The organism is Campylobacter sp. RM12637, from assembly GCF_020137645.1.
Classification (GTDB): Bacteria; Campylobacterota; Campylobacteria; order Campylobacterales; family Campylobacteraceae; genus Campylobacter_E.
The window spans coordinates 85744-108060 of sequence record NZ_JACGAV010000006.1 but is presented as its reverse complement, the minus strand read 5'-3'; the positions used below and the strand labels follow the sequence as shown (position 1 = coordinate 108060).

General features: G+C 28.3%; 19 protein-coding genes and 1 pseudogene. 9 read left to right on the top strand and 11 right to left on the bottom strand.

Annotation, left to right across the window (positions count from 1 at the left end; all coding sequences use genetic code 11):
• Position 1: 1 nt before the first annotated feature.
• Both AVBRAN12637_RS04905 and AVBRAN12637_RS04900 read right to left on the bottom strand, forming a co-directional pair.
• Positions 2-1801 carry a TolC family protein gene (locus tag AVBRAN12637_RS04905; RefSeq protein ID WP_336615435.1) on the bottom strand — a complete coding sequence of 600 codons (1800 nt, stop codon included), beginning with the start codon at positions 1799-1801 and terminating at the stop codon, positions 2-4.
• A 132-nt stretch (positions 1802-1933) separates the two neighbouring features.
• Entirely contained in the window at positions 1934-3235 is a 1302-nt protein-coding gene (locus tag AVBRAN12637_RS04900; protein ID WP_336615434.1) for a triphosphoribosyl-dephospho-CoA synthase, read from the bottom strand.
• A 61-nt stretch (positions 3236-3296) separates the two neighbouring features.
• Here AVBRAN12637_RS04900 and AVBRAN12637_RS04895 point away from each other — a divergent pair, with 61 nt between their 5' ends.
• The 6 genes from AVBRAN12637_RS04895 to citF all read left to right on the top strand — a co-directional run bounded on the left by AVBRAN12637_RS04895 (position 3297) and on the right by citF (position 9417).
• Complete coding sequence (locus tag AVBRAN12637_RS04895) at positions 3297-4835, top strand: sensor histidine kinase (protein WP_336607027.1); 1539 nt, start codon at positions 3297-3299, stop codon at positions 4833-4835.
• The gene (locus AVBRAN12637_RS04890) at positions 4828-5478 is read left to right on the top strand and encodes a response regulator (protein WP_214118448.1); all 651 of its coding nucleotides are present in this window, start codon (positions 4828-4830) and stop codon (positions 5476-5478) included. Before AVBRAN12637_RS04895 ends, AVBRAN12637_RS04890 begins: the two co-directional genes overlap by 8 nt.
• Before the next feature lie 103 nt (positions 5479-5581).
• Positions 5582-6853: a 2-hydroxycarboxylate transporter family protein gene (locus AVBRAN12637_RS04885; protein ID WP_214120172.1), complete on the top strand. Its 1272-nt coding sequence runs from the start codon at positions 5582-5584 to the stop codon at positions 6851-6853.
• Position 6854: 1 nt separating this feature from the next.
• A complete protein-coding gene (locus AVBRAN12637_RS04880) occupies positions 6855-7100 on the top strand; it encodes a hypothetical protein (protein ID WP_336615433.1) in 246 nt (81 codons plus the stop codon).
• Positions 7097-7912, top strand: a complete 816-nt coding sequence (locus tag AVBRAN12637_RS04875) for an HpcH/HpaI aldolase/citrate lyase family protein (RefSeq protein WP_336615432.1) — start codon at positions 7097-7099, stop codon at positions 7910-7912. The genes AVBRAN12637_RS04880 and AVBRAN12637_RS04875 overlap by 4 nt, the downstream gene beginning before the upstream one ends.
• Positions 7909-9417 (top strand): citrate lyase subunit alpha, encoded by a 1509-nt coding sequence (gene citF, locus AVBRAN12637_RS04870; protein WP_336615431.1) that lies wholly within the window; start codon positions 7909-7911, stop codon positions 9415-9417. The genes AVBRAN12637_RS04875 and citF overlap by 4 nt, the downstream gene beginning before the upstream one ends.
• A 45-nt stretch (positions 9418-9462) precedes the next feature.
• Here citF and AVBRAN12637_RS04865 read toward each other — a convergent pair whose 3' ends face one another.
• Positions 9463-12201, bottom strand: a complete 2739-nt coding sequence (locus AVBRAN12637_RS04865) for an FAD-binding and (Fe-S)-binding domain-containing protein (RefSeq protein WP_214120166.1) — start codon at positions 12199-12201, stop codon at positions 9463-9465.
• Positions 12202-12306: 105 nt separating this feature from the next.
• Between AVBRAN12637_RS04865 and AVBRAN12637_RS04860 the strand changes: the two genes are divergently transcribed.
• Both AVBRAN12637_RS04860 and AVBRAN12637_RS04855 read left to right on the top strand, forming a co-directional pair.
• Positions 12307-13596 carry an SLC13 family permease gene (locus AVBRAN12637_RS04860; protein ID WP_336615430.1) on the top strand — a complete coding sequence of 430 codons (1290 nt, stop codon included), beginning with the start codon at positions 12307-12309 and terminating at the stop codon, positions 13594-13596.
• 9 nt (positions 13597-13605) lie between these two features.
• Entirely contained in the window at positions 13606-14358 is a 753-nt protein-coding gene (locus AVBRAN12637_RS04855) for an amidohydrolase family protein (protein ID WP_336615429.1), read from the top strand.
• A gap of 62 nt (positions 14359-14420) precedes the next feature.
• Here AVBRAN12637_RS04855 and AVBRAN12637_RS04850 read toward each other — a convergent pair whose 3' ends face one another.
• The 8 genes and pseudogenes from AVBRAN12637_RS04850 to AVBRAN12637_RS04815 form a co-directional block, all read right to left on the bottom strand.
• Positions 14421-14738, bottom strand: coding sequence for an L-rhamnose mutarotase (locus AVBRAN12637_RS04850; RefSeq protein ID WP_214118470.1), 318 nt, complete (start codon positions 14736-14738; stop codon positions 14421-14423).
• Position 14739: 1 nt separating this feature from the next.
• Positions 14740-15474: an amidohydrolase family protein gene (locus AVBRAN12637_RS04845; RefSeq protein WP_336615428.1), complete on the bottom strand. Its 735-nt coding sequence runs from the start codon at positions 15472-15474 to the stop codon at positions 14740-14742.
• Positions 15471-16718 (bottom strand): L-fucose:H+ symporter permease, encoded by a 1248-nt coding sequence (gene fucP / locus AVBRAN12637_RS04840; protein ID WP_336615427.1) that lies wholly within the window; start codon positions 16716-16718, stop codon positions 15471-15473. The genes AVBRAN12637_RS04845 and fucP overlap by 4 nt, the downstream gene beginning before the upstream one ends.
• Before the next feature lie 9 nt (positions 16719-16727).
• A complete protein-coding gene (locus tag AVBRAN12637_RS04835) occupies positions 16728-17516 on the bottom strand; it encodes an SDR family oxidoreductase (RefSeq protein ID WP_336615426.1) in 789 nt (262 codons plus the stop codon).
• A 9-nt stretch (positions 17517-17525) separates the two neighbouring features.
• Positions 17526-18785: an MFS transporter gene (locus AVBRAN12637_RS04830; protein ID WP_336615425.1), complete on the bottom strand. Its 1260-nt coding sequence runs from the start codon at positions 18783-18785 to the stop codon at positions 17526-17528.
• 21 nt (positions 18786-18806) lie between these two features.
• Positions 18807-19967, bottom strand: a complete 1161-nt coding sequence (locus AVBRAN12637_RS04825; RefSeq protein WP_336607079.1) for a UxaA family hydrolase — start codon at positions 19965-19967, stop codon at positions 18807-18809.
• Between the two features lie 99 nt (positions 19968-20066).
• A pseudogene (locus AVBRAN12637_RS04820) lies at positions 20067-20324 on the bottom strand (UxaA family hydrolase); the annotation flags it as partial.
• Positions 20321-21217, bottom strand: a complete 897-nt coding sequence (locus tag AVBRAN12637_RS04815; protein WP_336608577.1) for a dihydrodipicolinate synthase family protein — start codon at positions 21215-21217, stop codon at positions 20321-20323. The gene AVBRAN12637_RS04815 and the pseudogene AVBRAN12637_RS04820, both read right to left, overlap by 4 nt.
• 228 nt (positions 21218-21445) lie before the next feature.
• Between AVBRAN12637_RS04815 and AVBRAN12637_RS04810 the strand changes: the two genes are divergently transcribed.
• Positions 21446-22309, top strand: a complete 864-nt coding sequence (locus AVBRAN12637_RS04810) for a helix-turn-helix domain-containing protein (RefSeq protein ID WP_336608578.1) — start codon at positions 21446-21448, stop codon at positions 22307-22309.
• The last annotated feature ends 8 nt before the right edge of the window (positions 22310-22317 follow it).

Genomic DNA, 22317 nt, shown 5'->3' with positions numbered 1-22317 from the left:
ATTACTTAATATCAGAGATTGAGCAAGCTTTATTAATGTATTGTTTTGCATAACCATTAACAAAACCTTCAGAAATTACACCCATATTATCAAGCATTTTGTATTGGGTTAATAAAATATTGCTCTTTGTATTAATTAATTCTTTAGCAGCTGAAAAATATTCGCTTTGAGCATCTAATACATTGATTAAATCTCTTTTACCAATTTTAAATTCATCTTCATAAGTTAAAAGTGTAGATTTAGCATATTCAACATAATCATTTAAATAATTTAATTTATCATTACTAATTTTATATGAATTAAATGCGTATGAATTGCTTTCTTCTAATTCTCTTAAAGTAGCATTATAATCCATTTGACTTGCTAATGCTCCGATTTTACTTTTTTCAACATTTAGCTTATCTTGACCTTTATTAAATAGGTTGTATGAAAATCTTAAATAAGCACCTGCTGAAGTATCTTTAGTATCTGCTTGTAAATCTCTAAAGATTTTATCTTTTGCATAGTTTGCACTTAATTCTAAGTCTAATTTAGGTAAATAATTTCCTTTTTTAACCTTTGTTTCATATTCAAGCACATTGATATTTTCAGCTTGAATTCTCACACTTGGATTACATTTTTTACTAATTTCATTTAAGCCTTCAACTGAACTAGGAATTGCATAAGTAAATTCTGGCATTACAAGAGAATTAATATCTACATTTTTACCAAATAATCTTGTAAATCTTGATTCAGCATCTTTAAAATCGTTTTCTGCTGATAATAAGTTATTTTTAGCAAGTGCTAAACGGCTTCCTGCTTGTCTTTCTTCACTAGCTCTTGCAAAACCTGAACTTGTTCTATCTTTGATTAGAGCATAAATATCTTCGTGAGCTTTTACATTTTTTTGTGCTATTTCAAGTAATAGTTTAGTTTTTATCATATCTAAATATGCTTTAGTGCTATCATATACAATTTCATTTGAATTTTGAATTACTTTATAAGCTGTAGAATTTGTAATGTGGCTTTGTTGAGCCTTGCCATTCATATCTTTTCCACCATTAAATAAGTTTTCTGTTAAAACTATTGAAGCATCGTGAGTTGTGCCTGTTCCTTTTTGTTCAGGTTGTACATTAACTTTTTTCTTTTTATTAACATATCCACCATTTGCATATACATTTAACATTGGATAATATTCAGCACTTGCTATATCTAAGTCTTTTAAAGATTTTAAATATTCTTGTTTATAAGTATTTACACTTGGGTTTGTATCAAGAACACTAGCAATCATTTTATTTAAAGTAATTGAATTAGCGTCTTCAACATTGTTAAATGCAGGAATATTTAAACCATTATCATTTTTTTCATCTAAACTATCTAACATACTTGAAACAGATGAATTATTATCTACAACAGCTGGTTCGCTAGTTAATTCGTCATTGTTTAAATTAGTATCTACTTCGCTATCAACCTTAGCAAATTTAGGTTCATTTGGTTTTCTAGTCGTAAAATAAGCGTCTTTATAGATAGAATTTGAGCGAAGATAGTTTCTAATCTCTGTTACTTTTGATTTAGACATATCAGCAGTTTCAACAACTACGGTGTGATATGTGCTATTATTTGCACTTTGTGGGTCACTAGCTCTTGCTTTTACCACCAATTCATTAGCGTATTTGCTACTATTAACAACTTTTTCAATATTTGATTTTATTTTGTTTAATGTAGCATAATCGTCTTTTTTAAAGCTGGCTATGAATATATTATATTCAGCTGCGTGCAAGCAACTAGCCGCAATAATAGATGTGATTAATGTTTTTTTCATCATTGTTCCTTAAGTTTAAAAATAAATTAAAGGTATTACTTTAATTAATTAAACTTAATATTTCCATAGATTTTTTACTTTTTTTTATAAAAAATTTTAATCTTATATAATTTTTAAGTAATTATTAAAAAATTATTTTATTTTTATAAAATTTAAAAATATTATTAATGATAAAACATCAGCACTTCCACCAAAACTAATGTTTTTACTTGAGTATAAATTGTTTAATTTATTAATAATTTTTATTATTTTACTATCATCATATTTACTAAGTTTTAAGCAAGTATTTTTTACTTGTAAATAATTATCATAATTATAATTTAATCTTTTTATTAAACTCGTATCATCTATTAAATATACGATATAAAATAAAGTCTTTAACAAACTTATATCATTTTTAATCTCAAAAGTTTGATAGAATTTAAAAGCCTTAAAAGTATTTATAAATCCTTTCTCAACCTCATCTCTTATCCCCTTAATCCCAAATCTTTGAAAGCAAATCCCACCGATTGAATTAAGATTATTATTTAACTCATTTTGACATAGATTTACACATAAATCTTTTGTAATTTTTGAGATATTTTCAAGCGATAATTCATCTTCACTTTTGCTACAAGCAAAAATCATAATCGCAAACAAAAATAAAGCACCTTTATGAGTATTTATATTATTTGTGGCATTAAACATAGATTTTTCTGCTATTTGACCTATTTTTTTAAGCCTAATAAAATCATTTCTTTTTGATAATTTTGCTAAGGTATAAAAGCTATCAAAATATTCTCTTAATTCACTTACGCTATCTAAAAAAGTATAAAAGTTCATATCATTATGAGAATTTGAACTAAATCTATCAACCAAGCCGATTTTAGGAGATAAGCTAACTTCATACAATAATGCCTTTAAAGCAGCTTTGCTAAAATTATTTTTAATACTTTTATTTATGCAAATATGCACATAAAAATCATCAAATAATTCATCAAGTTTTTTATATATGCTAGATTTTGTATGAGTGTTATTTCTTTGACAAACTATGGCTAATTCATCACATAAAAAGCACTTCCTACCTGCATTTCTTAGCTTAATTGTCTCGTTATTAAAATATACATCAAAATCAAATAATCTTGAAAAATTATATTTATTTTCTAAAGATATAGTAAGTTTTTTTATATTTAAAGCTTCATCATCAATCGCAAATAAGCAAAATAATTCATCTAAATTAACACTATAATTTATGATATTTTCTAAACTAAGCACTTCGTTAATTCCGAATAAAAACAACTCTTTAACTTCACTAATATTAGCTATTTTATACATATAAGGAAGATTTAGGCTAAAGCAAATTACAGGAGTTTTATAAATATTTTCGTATTCAAGTCTTGCATTAAATCTCTTTTCTTTTTGTTCTAAAACTAGCTGAAGCAAATCTTTTTGCATAATTTCAAATTCCTTAAATGATTTTAATATAATGTATCCAAAAAACTATTAGGAATTTTAAATGAGATTATTTACAAAAATTACTTTAACATTTTTTTTAATTTCTTTTATAGTTTTAAGCATTACATCTGTTTTTATTTTTATACAAAGCAAAAAATTAATTGAAAACGAAATTACTCATAAAATAGAAGCAATATCAAAAACTCTAGCAAAAAATATTGATATAAATAATCCTAATTTAAATGAAGATATAAACAAATTAAGTAAAGAATTAAATCTTGATTTCATAGTAATAATAGATAAAAACCAAAAGCGACTAACCCACCCTAATAAAGATTTAATAGGCACTTTAGTAGAAGGTGGGGACGCTAAACAAGTTTTAAACGGACAAGGACATTATATCTCAATAGCAAAAGGTTCTTTAAAACGCTCAATTAGAAGCTTTAGCCCAATTTATAAAGATAATCAAATTATAGGTGCTGTAATAGTTGGAGTATTCGTAGATTATCTAAATCAAATAATTTTAGAAGAAAATAAATATAATTTTGTTTTGATAATTATTTTTATAATAATCATTTTAATACTAGCAAAAATACTAAATAAAAATATAAAAAACATATTATTAGGTTATGAACCAAAACAAATAGCTAGTTTAGTTGCAAGACAAAACGCTATCTTGCAATCTTTAAATGATGGGATAATTGCAGTAGATGATAAAAACACCATTACTTTAATAAATGATAAAGCTAAAGATATTTTTAAACTAGCCTTAGTAGATAATGATTTAATAGGAAAAAATGCCAATATTATCCCACATTCAAATATGCAAAAAGTATTAAATACAAAAATAGCTGAATTAAATCAAGAGCAAATATTAAACGAAATCACAATTTTAACAAATAGAATTCCATACTTTATAGATAATAATATAGCAGGAGTTGTAGCATCTTTTAAAGATATAAAAGAAGTTAAAAAATTAGCAAATGAGCTAATAGATGTCAAAAAATACGCCGAAGCCCTAAGAGCAAATCATCACGAATTCTCAAACAAACTTCACATAATAAATGCCTTATTAGAAAATAATAATATAAATGAAGCAAAAAATTATTGTGATGAATTGATTTTAAAAAATAAAGAGAATTTAAATAAATTATTATGCAATATCAATGATAAAGTAATCCTAGCTTTTTGCGAAAGCAAATTCGCCTTTGCAAAAGAATTAAAAATCAATATAAATCTTAATAAAAAATCATTTTTAGATAATTTAAATGATAGTAATTTACAAAATGATATTATTAGCATTCTTTCAAATTTAATAAATAATTCAATAGACGCATTAAGCAATACAGAAAATAAAAATATAGAAATATTTATAAAAAATAATAAAAACTACCTAAAAATTCAATGCAAAGACAATGGCTGCGGCATTCAAAATAAAGAAAACTTATTTACTAAAGGCTATTCTACTAAGGGTGAATTTAGAGGATATGGACTTTATTTATGTGCTAAAATTGTTGCTAATTATGATGGAACAATAAGTGTTAGTAAATTAAAAAACGGAAGCTCTTTTAGTGTAATTTTAAGGATTAATAATGATTAAGACAATAATAGTTGAAGATGATTTGATGGTGCAAGATATTAATAAAAACATTCTTTTATCAGTAAGTGAGTTTAAATTACTAGCTTGTTTTACTAAAGTAGATGATGCTATAAATTATTTGCTAAGTAATGAAATAGATTTAATATTGCTTGATTTAACCTTGCCAAATACTGATGGAATTGAGCTTATTAGAAGAATTAAAAGTGAGTTTAGTAAGATTGATATTATTGTAATTTCTGCTAGAAATGATAGCTTAAGCTTACAAAAAAGCTTAAATCTAGGAGTAATTGATTATATTCTAAAACCATTTAAACAAAATAGGCTTGAAAGCTCACTAAATCAATATAAGTTAAGAAGAAATCTATTAAATAGCAAAATCAATCAAGAAAATATTGATAAAGCTCTTTATAAACAAATTGATGAATTACCAAAAGGAATTGATAAAAATTCTTTAGCTCTTATAAAAGATAAAATAAAAGAATTTAATACTTGGTTTAATGTCAATGAATTAGAAAAACTAACAAATATTTCTAAAATATCTCTTAGAAAATATCTAACTTATTTAGAACAAATTAATTACATTACTTCAAAACTAGAATATAAAGCCAAAGGAAGACCACAAATATATTATAAATTAAACTAATTTACTTATTTTAATTATTTAAAAGCTTTTTTAAATTACTTAAATTTACAAAATCTTAATTCTTCTTAAAATGAAAACTCAAATTATTTTTAAAGGAGTTTTTATGAAAGAAAGACAAATAGGTGGTGTAAATTTATACGCATTTTGTGTATTTGCACTTATTGTATTTTTCACTTGCTATTTTGGAAAACTTCCTAAAGATATGGTAGGCGGACTTGCTATTACTATGATTTTAGGAATACTGCTTGGCGAAATTGGTATGAAAGTGCCTATTTTAAAAAATATTGGCGGACCAGCTATATTAAGCATTTTTGTTCCATCTTGTATGGTTTATTATGGTTTATTAAATCAAAACTCAATAGATGCTATAACATTTTTCATTAAGCAATCTAATTTCTTATATCTTTATATAAGCGTTTTAGTAGTTGGAAGTATATTAAGTATGAAACGAGCAATTTTAATTGCAGGGTTTTTAAAAATGTTTATACCTTTATTTATAGGAACTTTTTTAGCTATTATAGTAGCATATTTAATAGGTTCAGTTACTAGTATTGGCGGAGCTCACGCTGTATTTTATATAGCAATTCCTATTTTAAGTGGCGGAGTTGGAGAGGGAATTATCCCACTAAGTGTTGCTTATTCAGAGATTTTAGGAAATGCCAATTCATCAAATATAATAGCACTTCTAGCACCTGCTGCAATGCTTGGAAACTTATTTGCAATTGCTTATGCAGGATATTTAAAAAATCTAGCTCTAAAAAAGCCACATTTAAGTGGAAATGGGCTTTTAGTAAAAACTAAAGAAGAAAATATCAATTCTTTAAATAACGATACCTTGCCTTTTGATATTAAATTAATGGGTGCTGGTTTGCTCGTTGCGGTATGCTATTTTTTAATAGGAAAATTATTAAATATGATAATTTCAATTCCTGCTCCAATTATTATGATTATTATGGCTGCTATTACAAAAGTTTTAAACATAATGCCAAAAAGCCTAGAATACGGAGCTAATTTCATATATCAATTTGTAAGCAAAAACCTAACTTGGGCTCTTTTAGTAGGTGTTGGAGTTATTTGGACACCTTGGAAAGATGTAATTGCTGCAATTAATATTGCTTTTATAATAATTTGCTTTAGCGTAGTTACTACTATGGCACTTACTGGGTATTTTTGTGCAAAGTTTTTAAATATGTTTGAGATTGAATGCTCTTGCGTTATGGTTTGTCATTCAGGACTTGGTGGCACAGGAGATGTTGCAATTCTAGGCTCTTGTAATAGAATGGAGCTTATGCCATTTGCACAGATTTCAACTAGAATTGGCGGGGCTTGCACGGTTATAGCTGCTACATTTTTATTTGCACAATTTGGAGTTTAAGATGATTAGCGTTGGAACTATTGAATCAAATGATTGTTTAATTAATATTCAAAAACATAAGGAATTTCAAATCGTATTTATAAATGAAAAAGAAAATCCTTATGCAAAACATATTAAGAACTTAATTCAAAATTATTGTAAAGAACACAAAAATACAAATGTTTTAATAGAGATAAATGATAAAGGTGCTTTAGATTTTTGTATCTTAGCAAGGCTAAAAACAGCATTAGAAAGGTTAGAAAAATGAGAAGAACATTGCTATTTATACCAGGAAATAATGCAGGAAATATTCAAAACGCAGGATTATTTGGAGCTGATGCTATTATATTTGACTTAGAAGATGCAGTAAGTCCTATGCAAAAAGATAGTGCTTTAAATCTAGTTTGCAATGCCTTAACTATGCTAAATTATGAATGTGAAAAAATAGTTAGGATTAATTTAGAGAATGCAAAAAACGATATTTTAGCACTATCAAAAACTAAAATTAATAGCATATTAATCCCAAAAGCTGAAAATGTAGAAGAGATTAAAGAACTTATCAAATACACTAAGAATTTAAATCCAAAAATTGAAATTTTACTTTTAATAGAAACTCCACTTGGCTTATTGAATACTAAAGAATTAGCATTTTTAAATGGCGTTAGTGCTATTTGCTTTGGTGCAGAAGATTATACGAGCGAAATTGGTGCAAGAAGAAGCGAGAGTGGAGTTGAGATTGATTTTGCTAGAAATTATTTATTAAATGTATGTAAGGCTGCAAAAATAGATGCAATAGATACTCCATATACAAATATAAATGATGAAAATGGATTAATAGCCGATACAACTTATATTAAAAATCTAGGATTTGATGGCAAATTAGTAATTAGCCCAAGACATATTGATACTATTCATAATTGCTTTAAACCTAGCCAAAAAGAAATAATCTGGGCTAATCAAGTCCTAAACGCTATAAAAGAAGCCGAACTTAAAAAAAGTGGAGTAATTTCACTAAATGGCAAAATGATTGATGCACCTATTGTTAATCGTGCTAAAAAGATTTTAAAGGAAATTCTATGAATATTGATTATATTAAAGATTATGGAGAAGTAATTGCTTTTAACGGAGCATTTAGCTTAAAACCTAAAGAAAAATCACTTAAAAAGCATATAAAATTATCAAACCCAACTGATAATAAAGTCTATACAAATGTAAAAGAATTAATCAAAAAAACAGGCTTAAAAAGTGGGGATACAATATCATTTCATCATCATCTAAGAAATGGGGATAAAGTAGTAGGAATTATCTTACAAGCTTGTGAAGAGCTAGGCATAAATGATTTAAAACTAGCAATTAGTGCAATTTTTCCAACTCATGATTTTTTAGTAGAATATGCAAAAAAAGGAATAATAACTCAAATAGATACAAACTATTGCACAGGAAAAGTCGCAAATGCTATTTCTCGTGGAGAATTTAAAAAAGTAGCTATTTTTAGAACCCACGGCGGTCGTGCTAGAGCAATTTATGCGGGGGATTTAGAAATTGATGTAGCATTTATTGCAGCAAGTGCAACTGATAACGCAGGGAATATAAACGGCACTATGGGTAAAAATGCCTTTGGCTCAATCGGTTATGCTATGCCTGATGCAGACTTTGCTAAAGTTAGCGTTGCAGTAAGTGATACTATATATCCTTATCCATTAAGTAATCCTAGTATTACTCAAGATAAGATTGATTATGTTTTAATGGTTGATGAGATAGGTGATCCAAATGGTATTAAATCAGGCACAACTGATATTACAAAAGACCCAATTCAGCTAAAAATTGCTAAAACAACAGCTAATTTAATAGATGAAAGCGGGCTTTTAAAAGATGGTTTTTCATTTCAAACAGGAGCTGGTGGGATAAGCCTTGCAAGTGCTCATTATGTAAAAGAAATTATGAAAGAAAAAAATATCAAAGGCTCATTTATTATGGGCGGAATAACTGCATATTTAGTTAGTTTATATAATGAAGGGTATTTTAATAATATTTTTGATGTTCAAGGTTTTGATTTAGAAGCTTTAAAATCATTGCAAACTAATCCTAATCATTACGAAGTTAGCTCAAGTTTGTATGCAAACATTCACACAAGCTCTCCTATAGTAAATAGACTTGATTGCGTTGTTTTAGGAGCAACTGAAGTTGATACTAATTTTAATACCAATGTAATGACTAGTTCAAATGGATATATTATGGGCGGAAGTGGTGGACATAGCGACGCTGCTGCAGGAGCAAAACTAGCAATAATTACTACTAATTTAATTAGGACTAGAAAAGCTATCGTTAAAGAAAAAATAAACTCAATTACAACTCCAGGAGAAAGCATTAATGCACTTGTTTGCGAATACGGAATTGCACTAAATGATAAAACTTTAGCAAAAACCTTAAAAAACTCAAGGCTAAAAATACTTGATATAAAAGAATTAGCTAGTATTGCAAATGATATTTGCGGAGTTTGTAAATATGAAAAATCAAATAAAAGAATAGTAGCCGTCGTTGAATATCGCGATGGCAGTGTAATTGATGTAATAAGACAAGTCTAAAACAATTAAAGAATTTGAAAATTAATTTTCAAATTCTTTCAATGATTAATTACTGCATTCGTCTAATAAATAAGCAATATGTTGCCAAGACATATTAGTAGCATCGCTAAGTCCTACTTCGCAAGTACTAGATGAACTAAAGCCTCTTTTAACATTAGTGCTTGAATAAAATTTCTTAAAATTATTTGTAGCACTTATATTTAGCTTAGGAGTTAAAAAGCCTTTATATCCAGCAAATCCACAGCAGTATGTATCATTATCAATTACTATTTCATCAGCACATAATTTAGCTAAACTCATTATGCTATCTTCTATATGCATTTTTCTAGCAGCACACATAATATATAAGCCTATTGGCTCATTTACTTTTGTGATTTTTAATCTTGGAGCAATTACTTTGTATAAATATTCACTCAAATCATAAACTTTACCTTTATGATTTTTAACTACCTTAGCCGAACAGGCAGAATGATCAATCACAACGCTGCAATTTTGATTAGATAAATACTCATTTAATTTTGCTTCATTAGCAATTTGAATATTTTCATAATTCTCATAAGCCTTTCCACAGCATAAATCATTTGGAGCGTAGATTATTCCAATTCCTGCCTTTTTACATAGACTTTCAAATACTTCTTGAATGCTTCTTTTATCACTCATTTTTGCATTAGGCTTAAATGCTTTATTTAAACAACTTGTAAAATATATAACATTTTCTTCTTGAGTATTTGTTGAATACTTATAATCATTTGCTCTAGGCAAGTAATTTCTACTTTGTGGTAAATTAAATGTAGCTAGTAAATTATTTAATTTGTAATTATCAAATTTATTAGCAATTTTTAAAGAAGTTTTTGCTAGAGCTAAAGTAGTTTCGTGGTGATTATAAGCAAAATTACCAATAATTCTTGAAATAGCTCCTTGATTTGCTTTTCTATATTTTAAGCTAAAATCAGCAAAATTAATACCTAAAGGACATACCATAGAACAAACCCCACAAGCAGCACAGGTAGTATCTACATAAAAATTATAAAGCTTTTTCATATCTTTTAATTTTTTCTTGCTATCTTCGTCGTTTAATTCTTCTAAACTCTTCATCTCTTTAAGCACTGCAATTCTTTGTCTAGGGCTTAGGCTGATTTCATTTGATGGACAAAATCTCTCACAAAATCCACATTCCATACATAAATTTAAAGCTTCATCAACAGGGCTTTGGTTTTTGATATTTTTCTTATAAATATCTTTATCTTTTGTAATAATTACATCAGGATTAAATATATTATCTTTATCAAGAATATCTTTTATCTTGCAATTTATAGCATAAGCTTTTTTACCCCACTCAATCTCAACAAAAGGTGCAACCATTCTTCCTGTGCCATGCTCTGCTTTGATACTTCCACCAAAACTAGCTACTACACTTGACATTTTTTCTACTAATTTTGCAAAATTTTCAAATTCGGTTTTGTCATTTAAATTAGGAGTGATGATAAAGTGAATATTTCCAGCTAATGCGTGACCAAAAATAATACCTTCAAAATTAAATTCTTTAAATAAATCTTGAATAGCACTAATACCATTTGCTAAATCTTTTATCTCAAAACACACATCTTCAGTAATAACAGTAGCTCCAACAGGTCTTTTACTAGCTGCTATTGGTAAAAGCGCTTTTCTAATCTTCCACCATAAATCATATTCGCTTTTTTCTTTAGAATAATATGATTTAAAAGTTTTACTTGAAAGCTCTTTAATTTTAACTATATTTGCATTTAAAACTTCTTCATTATCGCTTTCAGTTTGAATTAATACACAGGTATTATTGTCTTTTATATCACTTAATAAATCTTTTAATTCATCATAACTACTAGCAGCTTTTAAACTAGCATAATCCATAATTTCAGCTGAATTTATAAAATCATATTTTGCAAATTCACTAATAGTATTTGCAGCGTCGCTAATATCATTAAAAAACAATAAAGCACAGGCTTTATAAGGTAAATCATCAATAGTTTTAAGTCTTGCTTCACTAACAAAACCTAAAGTCCCTTCACTACCTACAAATAAATGAGCTAAAATATCTATTTCATCATCATAATCAATGAAAGAATTTATAGCATAGCCTGTTGTGTTTTTGATTTTAAATTTGCGTTTAATTAATTCATATAATTCGCTATCATTTTTAATCTCTTCTTTAATAGCTCTAATTTCATTAATTAAATTAGCGTGAGTTCTTTTAAATTCTTCCACATTTGCTTTATCTTTAGTATCTAGGATAGTTCCATCATTTAATATCACTCTAATACTATTTAAAGTTTTATAAGAATTATCCTTAGTTCCACAGCACATACCACTTGAGTTGTTAGCAACAATACCACCAATTAAAGCTGAATTAATCGTAGCAGGGTCTGGGCCAATTTTTTTACTTAATTTAGCTAATGATAAATTAGCATTAACTCCAACAACACCACAACCTAAACTAATCTCGCTAGCATCATCATTTATAGCGATTTTTTTGAATGCAAACTTAATTACTACTAAAACACTATCCGTTGAGCTTTGACCACTTAAGCTAGTTCCTGCTGCTCTAAAGTTTAATGGAGTTTTATATTTATTTGCTAGTCTAATTATTTCTTGTATTTCGCTCTCATTTCTTGCTATTACTACTATCTTAGGGACATATTTATAACAAGACGCATCAATTCCGTAAGCAAAACATCTAAGATAGTCATTAAATATCCTATCTTTAAACATATTCTTAGCTTCATTATAAAATAATTCATAATTATTCATATTATTTCTCCTTTTTTCTTCGTTAATCAAATTAATGTTATTTTACATAAATTATTTGGAATTTAAAAAAGAATTTAAAAAAAAATTTTTAATTAAAGGATTAATATGCTTACAAGTTTTATTATCTTAGCCATTGTTTTATCAATTCTAATTGGCTATAAAACTCGTTTAAATATAGGATTTTTTGCAATTATATTTGCCTATATTATCGGTGCGTTTTTTATGGATTTAAAGCCTAAAGAAATTATTTCTTATTGGCCTGTTTCTATATTTTTTGTTATTTTTGCGGTTTCGTTATTTTATAATTTTGCAAGTGTTAATGGGACATTAGAAAAACTAGCTGCATTTTTGATTAAAAAATTTGAAAATTATCCGTATTTTTTACCTTATGCTATATTTTTAGTATCGGCTTTAATTGCTGCAATGGGTGCTGGATTTTATAGTGTTTTAGCTTTTATGGCTCCAATTACTTTTTTACTCTGCGAAAAAACAGGTCTTGATAGAGTTGGTGGAGCTATGGCTATTAATTATGGTGCTTTAGGCGGGGCAAATTTCCCAACTTCTCAAAGTGGAATAATATTTCGCTCTCTTATGGAAAAATCAAGTATAAATCCCGATATTGCATTTTCTAATGCTTTTGTGATATTTTTATTTACTTTTATTTTGCCTATTTTTGTAATCAGTCTTTTTGTATTTAAAGCAAAAAAATCTAATATAAAAATAGAATTATTAAGCGAAAAAATTACTTTTAATGATAAACAAAAAACCACACTAATTTTAATGGCACTTATGATGGTTTTTGTATTAGCATTTCCTTTATTACACATAGCATTTCCCAATGAAAAAACTATAACTTTTATAAATTCTAAAATAGATATAGGATTAATAGCTATTGTTTTTGTAGCTATATCATTGCTTTTAAAATTAGGAGATGAAAAGCAAGTTATAGCACTTATTCCTTGGGGGACTTTGATTATGATTTGCGGAGTTGGGATACTTGTTAGCATTGCTACTAAAGCAGGTGTGATTAATCAATTATCAGGCTTTGTAGAAAGCAATGTGCCAAAAATAATTGTCCCTATTATGATGATGATAATTGCAGCTATTATGTCGCTATTTTCTAGCACTTTAGGAGTGGTTACTCCTGCGCTTTTCCCACTTGTGCCTACATTAAGCAATGCAAGTGGGTTTAGTGAAGTTGTGCTATTTACTTGCATAGTAATTGGAGCACAAGCTAGTGCTATTTCTCCATTTAGCTCTGGAGGTTCATTGGTTTTAGGAGCGATTGCAAACGAGCATAAGGATAGTTTATTTAAAGGCTTACTTGTAAGAGCAATTCCTATAGGTTTTATAGCAGCATTACTTGCTGGGATTATTGTTATGAATATTTTTTAAGGAAGAATTATGTATATAGATACTCACGCTCACATTTTTAGAGCAAATATAAGTTCGGCTAATGTAGTTAGATATGTGCCAAATTATGATGCAAGTTGCGAACAATATTTGGCTAATTTAAAGGAATTTAATTTTTCTTATGGTGTTTTAGTTCAGCCTAGTTTTTTAGGTTTTAATAATTCATATTTATTACAAGCTTTAAAAGAGCATTCTAATTTAAGGGGAATTGTGGTAATTGACCCTAATAATATTAGTGATTTAAAAGAAAAAAATGTCTGTGGATTAAGGCTTAATCTAATAGGAAAAGATAAGCCTAATTTTGATGATTATAAAGAAGCTTTAGAATATATTAAAGAATTTAATCTTCACATAGAATTACATAAAGAATTAGATAAATTATTATTTATCATTGATGATTTAGCTAAATATGATGTAAAAATTATGATTGATCATCTTGCAAGACCTAATAAAGATACTTTTAAATTATTAGATGAGTTTAATAATTATAAAAATTTAGATATTAACTTTAAAGTAAGTGGTTTTTATAGATTAGATGAAGATTTAGCGTTTAGTAAAGATGTATTTGATAAATTAAGCGATATTTTTGATATAAAACGCTTTGTTTATGGAAGTGATTGGCCGCATACTAATTACGAAAGCAAAATAAATTATCAAAAAGCTTTAGATGATTTTTTAAAAGTTACTAATGATAAAGCTAAAATTATATTACAAGATAATGCTAAAGAACTTTTCTTTATATAAATATTTTTAATTCTTATTTAATTTAGTTAAATAAGAATTATTTTAAACTTAATATGAAAAGTCTAATCTAAATGATAAACTTCTTTCATATTAAGCCATTTTTGACCTGCATAGCCAAGTGATATTTGGCAAGGGTCTGTGCAAGCCCACCACTTACGAGTATTCTCATCAGCTGCCATTTTTGCCATATCAGCTTCGTAATCACTCCCTACATACTCAAAATAAGCAAATAAATACTCGCCAAAATTATAAATTGAATAATTACGAATATTACAAGCCTTTATCATCTCATTTACACCTTCCATAGGGTTTGCGTGAAGTCTTTCGTATTCAGCTAATTTTTCCGGAATAACTTTTATAATTTGCCCAAATCTTTGCATTTTAAATCTCCTTTATTTTATAAATTTCTTTTGCGTTTAAATAAAAAATCTTTTCTTTTAAATCATCACTTTTAAAATGATTTTCAATTATTCTAATCCATTCATTTGGTTTTAACTCACTTACAGGATAGTTTGAGCCAAAACAAATTCTACTTTCTCCAAAAATATTAAATGCCATATCAAGTAATTTTGAATAATCCTTACCTAAAATAAAATCATCTTGACAAGATAATTTCATATAAATATTTTCTTTTTTAGCAATTTGCCTTAAACTATCTTCGCCGCTAAAATCCTTAATATTTGCAAAATGATTAAAGATAATTCCTGATTTAAATTCCTTTGCAATTTTACTAAAATTACTTAGCTCATCTTCGTTTATACAAACTTCAAACATTAAATCATTTGCATTTACTAGATTAATAGTCTTTTTAAACTCACTGCCTAAGCAATATCCACTTGGCTTTGTATGTAAAACTTCTCTAAAACTAGCACCACCTATCGTAGCAAGGCATAAAGCAAGTAATTTTTTATGTTGAAAGCTAAGCATTTTTGCACTCTCTTGGCTAGGATTATTAGCATTTATTTCTACATAAACCCCACCTAAAAAATCACTTTTGCTAAACTCACCTAAATATTCATCAAAAGAAAAATCTCTTTGCAATCTAGTTGGGGCGTTTTGCACCCAACTAATATCATTTTTATCCCATATATGAAAATGCGTATCAATTATTTTCATGACTTTTTAGTCCATAAAAAGCTATATAATGCTACATATAAAAAGCAAGGAGCTAAAGCTAAAAATCCCGCACCTGTGCCATAACTATCATTTATTGAACCCATAATTGTAGGCATTATTGCACCACCGCAAATACTCATTACTAATATTGAGCCACCAAGTTTTACTTGATTTAATGGCAAATCCTTTGTAGCAACGGCAAAAATAGTAGGAAAACTAATGCTCATAAAGAAAAATACTAAAATTAAAGCATAAACACTAATCATTCCATCAGCAATATATAAATAAAAGCACAATGCAACATTTATTAATGAATAAAGCCCCAAAATACTCTCGCCTTTAAATTTTTTCATAAGTGGAGTTGTAACAATTCTTCCTATCATAAACGCAACAAGTGCAGCTGAGAAAAAATATGCTGATTTTTCATCGCTTAAAGCTTTTTCTCCTAAACTTGCTGTATGTTCTACTGCGTAATTTATAAAAAACGCCCCCGCTCCAACTTGAGCTGCAACATATAAAAATTGAGCTAATACGCCTAAGTTAAAATGTCTATGTTTAAATACATCGATTGATTTTGAGTTGTCTTTATACTCTACTTCTTCACTTACTTCGCTACCTTCTGGAATTTTATTAAACACAAATGCAAGTAAGATTAAAAACACTACTAAAGCAATTCCTACATAAACCATTTGCACATTAAACATATTTTCAAGTAATGCTTGTTCTTTTTCTGCAGCACTTGCATTTTCGCCACTATGAGTGATTGATAAGAATAAACTTCCACCAATAATAGGTCCAACAAATTGTCCAAAACCATTAAAGCTTTGAGCTGCATTAATTCTAAATGAAGCGTTTTTCTCATCTCCTAGCTTTGTCATATAAGGATTTGCATTAGTCTCAAGTGCTCCAAGCCCGCACGCAAGAACGAAAAATGCAAATAAAAACATAGAAAAACTAGCCATATTAGTTGCAGGAATTATTAGTAAGCAACCAATCGCATAAAGTGCTAGTCCTGTAATAATCCCAACCTTATAAGAAAATCTTGAAGCAATCCAGCCAGCAGGTAGTGCCATCACAAAATACGCCCCAAAATAAGCCATTTGCAAATAGCCACTATTTTGTTGAGTAATGCCTAGATGATTTTGAAAGTTTTTATTCATAACATCAACAAGTCCATAGCTAACACCCCATAAGAAAAATAATGAAGTTACTAAAATAATTGCAATTTTTACATTTTTATTCATTTTCTCTCCTTAATTTTCCCAGTTTAATGCACGATCAAGATGCATATAACCACCATCTGGAGTTAAAATCTGCCCTGTTGTGTGAGATGCTCTTGGGCTTATTGTAAATACCGCAGTATCAGCTATCTCTTCGCAAGTTGTAAAGCGATGACCTAGTGGAATAAATTTTGCAATTTCTTGATATTGTTTTTCAGGGTCAGAGAAATTTTTAATCCATTTTTCATAAAGCGGAGTCCAAACTTCAGCAGGGCAAATACAATTTACTCTAACATTATCAGGTGCAAAAGCGCAAGCCCACTCTCTTGTCATAGCTATTTGAGCGCCTTTTGCGCTTGCGTATGCTGTGGTTCTTCCTTGACCTGTGATACCTGTTTTACTTGAGATATTTAAGATACTTCCTTGCTCTTTTTTAATATATGGAAGGCAGCACTTTGTCATTTCATAATAATGAAATAAATTGCTATAATAACTTTTAATAAGCTCTTCAGTTGTAGCACTTTCAATATGAAGATTATCATTCATACCTGCATTATTAACAAGTGCATAAATTGAGCCATATTTAGCCACAATTTGCTCTACAACTGCACTAATATCTTGCCATTTTGATAAGTCTAATTGATAAAAGCCGTAATTTGGGCAAAGTGCTTTAATTTTGCTTTCAAAATCACTATCAAGCTTAGAGCGAGATACGATAACAGGAATTGCACCTTCATTAGCTAAGCAAATACTAATGCCGCCACCAATACCTTTTCCACCACCTGTAACAACTACAACTTTTCCTTTTAATCCTAAATCCATAATTTCTCCTTATTTAATATTTGTGTAAGATTTTTTTAAATGTATTAACATAAGCACTCCTAAGAATGCGACCAAACATAAAGCAATTAAACCTGCATAAGAGCTATTAAATTGACTTTCGGCATAATTTTTTAAATTAGGTGCTACAAAACCACCAAGATTGCCTAAAGCCCCAATCAATGCTATTCCTGCTGCTGCTCCTGTGCCTTTTAAGATTTGAGTTGGTAAATTCCAAAAAATAGGCTGAATCGCTATAAAACCAACAGCTGCTAAAGATATGAATAAAATAAATAAAGCTAAAGAATTTATAAATACAGATAAAAACATACTAACAACAGCTAACAATAATAATGCAATGCTAAAAGAACTCCAAGCTCTTAATTTATCAGCATAACTTGTAATAATAGGTAGAGCAATTAATACAACAGCCCAAGGAATTGCACTAATAATTCCAACCTTTAATCCAACATTTGTCCCTAAAAAATGTGAAACTTGAGTAGGTAAATAAAATAAAACCCCATAAACACTAAGCTGAATTGCAAAATAAACTAAAACGAATTTCCATACAATAATTGATGATAAAGCTTTGCTAGAATTTAATTCTTCTTTATTATTTTGTTCTTTTTCAAGTTCAGCAATTAAAATTGCTTTTTCTTCTTCGCTTAACCATTTAGCATCTTCAGGTTTACTTGCAAGTTTAAAATAAGCATAAAAACCAACTATAACAGTAATAGCACCTTGGATAATAAACATCCATTGCCAATTTTTAAACCAAACGCTAGGTGCATAATCTAATATAGCCCCTGTAATTACGCCACCAAGCATTAGTGCAAGAGGTGCTCCTAATTGATAAAACCCATAAGCTTTTGACCTATAAATAGTAGGGAAAAAATAACTAAGATATAAAATAACCCCTGGGCTAAATCCTGCTTCGCTAAGCCCTAATAAAAATCTTAGAATATAAAAACTTGTTTCATCTTTTATGTAAATCATAGCCATACATACAAGTCCCCAAGTTATCATAATTCTACTTAGCCAAATTTTTGCCCCTAATTTATGCAATAATAAATTTGATGGAATTTCAAATATCGCATAGCCTATAAAAAATATCCCTGCACCTAAAGCATATGCAGCCTTGCTAATACCAGCGTCTATTTCTATATAATCTTTTACATAAGCAATGTTTGATCTATCTAGCATTGCTAAACAAAACATTAAAAGTATTAAAGGCATTATCTTTAAATACATTTTATTAACTATTTTTTCCATAAATCCCCCTTTATTTAAGACTTAGCAAGTTGTTGCTAGTCGCCAAACGCTAAAATCATTTTGTTTATTGATTTCTGCTTTTGTTAATTTGCCTTCACTAATTTTTACAATTAGCTCTATTAATTCATCTCTAATATCTTCTTTACTCTTATTGCCATCTACGATTTCGCCTGCGTTTAAATCAATCACATCAGCCATATTTTTCGCACAAAAATTATTTGTGCTTAGCTTAATCGTTGGAGTTACAGGGCTTCCTGTTGGAGTTCCACGACCTGTAGTAAATACAACTAAATTAGCTCCACCCGCAACCATAGCACTAAGCTGCTCTATATCATTTCCTGGAGTATCCATAAATGTAAGACCTTTTTTAGTAACTGGCATTGCATAATCAATCACATCTACAACTTTGCTTGTCCCTGCTTTATAAACACAACCAAGGCTTTTTTCTTCAATAGTAGTTAGCCCACCTGCTATATTTCCTGGACTTGGATTTGCACCACGAATATCTGAGCCACTATTTTTTACATTTTCTTCAAAGCCATAGATTTTTTCATATATCTTTTTCTCAACTTCAGCATTAATTGCACGCCTTGCTAAGATATTTTCAGCTCCTATTAGCTCGGTTGTTTCAGCTAAAATTACAGCTCCACCATTCTCTACTACATAATCACTTAAACTTCCTAAAGATGGATTTGCACTAAGCCCACTATAAGCATCACTTCCGCCGCATTCAGTACCTAAGATAATATCGCTAAAATCACCTTCACTTAATTCACATTTACTAGCATTTTCAAGCATATCTTTAACTATTTTTATGCCTTCATTTGTTGTATTTGTAATACCACCTAGCTCTTGAATACTAATTGCTCTTATATCTTTATAAGGAGCTAAACTTTTTGCTAATTCTTTAACAGAATTTGAACTAATAGTCTCACAACCAAGCCCAACTACAAGTGCTGCATATACATTAGGATTTGCACAATTTCCAGCCATTAGCATTCTTGTTTGCTCTGCATCAAAATCAAGCTGACTACATCCGTGCTGATGAGTTACATATACAGCTTCAGGACACGCTTTAGCAATGTTTTCTACGACCTTATTAGCACATACAACGCTAGGAATTATTAAGACCTTATTTCTTAAGCCAAACTTGCCATCTTCTCTTCTATAGCCTTTCAAAATTACTTTTTCGTGTTTTGAATCTTGTGCATTTAGATTTTTCTTATTTGCACTTTCTTGACTTAATCTTAAAGCATTTTCTAATTTTGAACTATCACAGCTATCTCCCCTACCACGAACGCCTTCGGTGTTGGTTGTATGAACCCACTCGCCTTTTTTTATATCAATACTTGCTGCTCCTATTACTTCGCCGTATTTAATGATAAAATCACCTTTTTTAATATCAGTTAAAGCGAATTTATGTCCGCTTTTAATATCATTTAATAAGGTAACTTCATTAAAAACTTCGCCTTTATTTAAATCACTTATTGCAGTTGCAACATTGTCAATTTCACTAACTTTTAAAAATCTATTTTTCATAACACACTTTCTATATTTTTAACTAATTCTTTTGCATATTCGAATTTTTCATCAAGTGCTTTTAAGGTCTCTTCGCTTAGTGGGTGAATGCTTTTGTTTGCAAAAGCAAAACCACGAGCTTTCAGTAAAAGCGCAAAGCCCATAGGAAATGATAAGCTCATTCCAAATCTAATAGCTGGTAGCAAGGCTTTTTGAAGCTTGATTGCTCTTTCATAATTTTTCTCATTATATGCTTTATAAATCGCACTCATAACGTCAGGGAAAACACATCCTGCACTTGTCATTGAACCTTTTGCACCCATCATTAAAGCTCCAAAATAATGCTCTTCACGACCCACAAATACATCAAAATCACTTGGCACAACATCTAAAATATGATTTAGCAACAAAGCATCTCCGCTACTATCTTTAATACCTACAATATTTGGTAATTTGCTTAATTTTTCAATTAGATTTAAGCTCATTGCAGGTGCAAAAAGTGGAATATTGTAAATATAAAGTGGGAGTTTTACTTTTGCTTGTAAGTCTTTTACATAAGTATAAAGCGTATCATCATTAAACTTATAATAATATGGCATCATAAGTAAAAGCGCATTAGCTCCTTTTATATAAGCTTCGTTTGCAAGGTCTAAGCTCTCTTTATAAATACAACTTCCTATCCCACAAATAACAGGCACTTTATTATTTGTAGCTTTAATTGAAAGCTCTAGCATTTTTACTTTCATTTCATATGGCATTGCTTGAGAATCTCCCGCACTACCATTACAAAACAAACCATTAAGTCCTTTTTCAATGCCCCATTCGCACATCTTTAAAAACTCAACTTCGTTAATACTTCCATCATCTTTATATGGTGTATATAAAGCTGGTAAAGTTCCTTTTAAAATTCCCATAATTTCTCCTTAATTTTGTATATACAAAAAAATTAAATTTTATTTTTTGTATTTAAGAAAGAATATGCAAAAAATGATAAAAATTATGAAAAATAAATTAAATAAAATTAATTTTTTTGAAAAAGTGTTACTTTTTGTAAATTAAAATTTATATTTTGTATATACGAAAGAATTTTTATTAAATTTTTCTTTTGTAAAATATATAAATTTTAAAACTAAAGGCAAAAAATGATATATTTACCTAATGAATTAAATAAAATCAGCAAAAATGTTATAAGTTCTAACTATCTTAATTTATGTTTATATGAAACTAGAAAAAATGATGATTATTATGAAGTATTATTTGATGATTATGCTCTTGTTTTTATAAATGATGGATATAAAATGATACATACTAAAAAGCAAGATTTTACAATTAATAAAAACGAGATTTTGTTTTTTACAAAAGGCTCATATCTGATAAAAGACTGCGTAGAAAATAACTATTATAATTCAATTATAATTTGTTTTAAAGAAAGTATTTTAATAGAGCTAATTTATAAATATAAAGCCCTTTTAAATAGCAATTTTACAACCAATGAGCATATTTTTAAGCTAAATTCTAATGAATTATTAAGCTCAATTTTTACATCATTTTTACCTTGTTTTAGTTATAAAACCAATGAAGATATTTTAAAATTAAAATTTGAAGAATTATTTTTAGCCCTACTTTATAGTAAGAATAATCAAAGTTTTTTATCATTTTTAAAGACCATAATTACTAATTTTAAACTATCTTTATATCAGATATTTTCATATTGTGAGCAAGATTTTCAAAGCGTAAATGATATGGCAAAAATATCTAATATGTCCTTAACTACTTTTAGCAAAAACTTCAAACAAAGTTTTGGAATTAGCCCTAAAGAATGGCTTGATAATAAAAAATTTGAAAAGGCAAAATTCTTATTAGAATTTTCAAATAAAAACATTACAGAAATATGTTTAGAAGTAGGATTTAACTCCCCTGCTTGGTTTATTTCACGCTATAAAAAAAGATATAATAAAACCCCAAAACAATTTCAAAAATCAAAAAACTTATATTTTTTACATTAAAACTATTA

Bases quoted from the DNA above. Each gene is read 5' to 3' on its own strand.
- AVBRAN12637_RS04905 (WP_336615435.1), bottom strand. From the start codon at position 1,801: ATGAAAAAAACATTAATCACATCTATTATTGCGGCTAGTTGCTTGCAC.
- AVBRAN12637_RS04900 (WP_336615434.1), bottom strand. From the start codon at position 3,235: ATGCAAAAAGATTTGCTTCAGCTAGTTTTAGAACAAAAAGAAAAGAGA.
- AVBRAN12637_RS04895 (WP_336607027.1), top strand. From the start codon at position 3,297: ATGAGATTATTTACAAAAATTACTTTAACATTTTTTTTAATTTCTTTT.
- AVBRAN12637_RS04890 (WP_214118448.1), top strand. From the start codon at position 4,828: ATGATTAAGACAATAATAGTTGAAGATGATTTGATGGTGCAAGATATT.
- AVBRAN12637_RS04885 (WP_214120172.1), top strand. From the start codon at position 5,582: ATGAAAGAAAGACAAATAGGTGGTGTAAATTTATACGCATTTTGTGTA.
- AVBRAN12637_RS04880 (WP_336615433.1), top strand. From the start codon at position 6,855: ATGATTAGCGTTGGAACTATTGAATCAAATGATTGTTTAATTAATATT.
- AVBRAN12637_RS04875 (WP_336615432.1), top strand. From the start codon at position 7,097: ATGAGAAGAACATTGCTATTTATACCAGGAAATAATGCAGGAAATATT.
- citF (WP_336615431.1), top strand. From the start codon at position 7,909: ATGAATATTGATTATATTAAAGATTATGGAGAAGTAATTGCTTTTAAC.
- AVBRAN12637_RS04865 (WP_214120166.1), bottom strand. From the start codon at position 12,201: ATGAATAATTATGAATTATTTTATAATGAAGCTAAGAATATGTTTAAA.
- AVBRAN12637_RS04860 (WP_336615430.1), top strand. From the start codon at position 12,307: ATGCTTACAAGTTTTATTATCTTAGCCATTGTTTTATCAATTCTAATT.
- AVBRAN12637_RS04855 (WP_336615429.1), top strand. From the start codon at position 13,606: ATGTATATAGATACTCACGCTCACATTTTTAGAGCAAATATAAGTTCG.
- AVBRAN12637_RS04850 (WP_214118470.1), bottom strand. From the start codon at position 14,738: ATGCAAAGATTTGGGCAAATTATAAAAGTTATTCCGGAAAAATTAGCT.
- AVBRAN12637_RS04845 (WP_336615428.1), bottom strand. From the start codon at position 15,474: ATGAAAATAATTGATACGCATTTTCATATATGGGATAAAAATGATATT.
- fucP (WP_336615427.1), bottom strand. From the start codon at position 16,718: ATGAATAAAAATGTAAAAATTGCAATTATTTTAGTAACTTCATTATTT.
- AVBRAN12637_RS04835 (WP_336615426.1), bottom strand. From the start codon at position 17,516: ATGGATTTAGGATTAAAAGGAAAAGTTGTAGTTGTTACAGGTGGTGGA.
- AVBRAN12637_RS04830 (WP_336615425.1), bottom strand. From the start codon at position 18,785: ATGGAAAAAATAGTTAATAAAATGTATTTAAAGATAATGCCTTTAATA.
- AVBRAN12637_RS04815 (WP_336608577.1), bottom strand. From the start codon at position 21,217: ATGGGAATTTTAAAAGGAACTTTACCAGCTTTATATACACCATATAAA.
- AVBRAN12637_RS04810 (WP_336608578.1), top strand. From the start codon at position 21,446: ATGATATATTTACCTAATGAATTAAATAAAATCAGCAAAAATGTTATA.